Origin of the sequence: Dawidia cretensis (assembly GCF_018598175.1) — a bacterium.
In the GTDB taxonomy this organism is placed as follows: domain Bacteria; phylum Bacteroidota; class Bacteroidia; order Cytophagales; family Cyclobacteriaceae; genus Ohtaekwangia; species Ohtaekwangia cretensis.
The window spans coordinates 1-418 of record NZ_JAHESE010000133.1; the positions used below are offsets into that span (position 1 = coordinate 1).

Annotated in this window: 1 protein-coding gene; it reads left to right on the plus strand. The window is 60.5% G+C overall.

The annotated features are described in order from the left end of the window. Positions 1 to 31 precede the first annotated feature (31 nt). On the plus strand, positions 32 to 418 hold a 387-nt coding region (locus KK062_RS30070; RefSeq protein ID WP_317195822.1), incomplete at its 3' end, for a glycoside hydrolase family 36 N-terminal domain-containing protein.

A 418-nucleotide genomic window follows, 5' to 3' on the forward strand; every position in this document is an offset into this window, starting at 1 on the left:
GATCGGTAGATTTATTTTATAATTAGTTCGAATGATAACAACCTGTACACGCAAGACCCTGGCTGCCTGGCTCATAGCCGCCTGGGCCGGCACCGCATACCCCGGTATGCAGGCGATCGGCCAAACCATTCCGCTGGAGACCCGTAGCACCGCCCTGGTACTGCAGGCCGACGACAAGAAAAACCTTCAGATCCTGTACTATGGCGAGAGGCTCGCCGACGCGGCAGGCTACGCGCAAGTGCCGCAAGCCTATCGCCAGACAGCCGAGTATACGGGTGTACTGGCCGCGGCCTATACGCCGGCAGGTTCGCGTAATCTGGCCGAGCCGGCCATCGCCGTCCCCCATGCGGACGGCAATACGTCGCTCGACCTGCGCTACGTCACGCATACAACACAGGAGGTGGCACCACAGCTGGCA